General features: G+C 45.6%; 2 tRNA genes. Both read left to right on the forward strand.

Features of this window, described 5'->3' with window-relative positions:
- The first annotated feature begins 158 nt into the window (after positions 1 to 158).
- A tRNA-Ile gene (locus M3197_RS17225) sits at positions 159 to 235 on the forward strand.
- 13 nt (positions 236 to 248) lie between these two features.
- Positions 249 to 324, forward strand: a tRNA-Ala gene (locus tag M3197_RS17230).
- The last annotated feature ends 150 nt before the right edge of the window (positions 325 to 474 follow it).

Raw genomic sequence — 474 nt, forward strand, 5'->3', positions numbered from 1 at the left:
GGTGCGGCTGGATCACCTCCTTTCTAAGGATATATGTCAGTGGAACATCCTCGTGATGATGAAGCTGCACATTCGGAAATGAACCTCTGGTTCATACGTTGACATTTTGCGTTCAGTTTTGAAGGTTCATTTTGTATATATTAATTATATTATAGAATGGGCCTATAGCTCAGCTGGTTAGAGCGCACGCCTGATAAGCGTGAGGTCGGTGGTTCGAGTCCACTTAGGCCCACCATTTTTTTATTCCCGGGGCCTTAGCTCAGCTGGGAGAGCGCCTGCCTTGCACGCAGGAGGTCAGCGGTTCGATCCCGCTAGGCTCCACCATATTACTCCATAGAGGAGTATTTTTGTTCATTGAAAACTGGATAAAACGACATTGAAGCAACAAATCAAGACAATCAACCGAGTCGGACACTATTCGTAGTGAGCCGAACAGCGATTCTTTTGTTCTTTCTTTTCATTCATCGCTGAATG

This window comes from Sporosarcina aquimarina, from assembly GCF_023715615.1.
Classification (GTDB): Bacteria; Bacillota; Bacilli; order Bacillales_A; family Planococcaceae; genus Sporosarcina; species Sporosarcina aquimarina_A.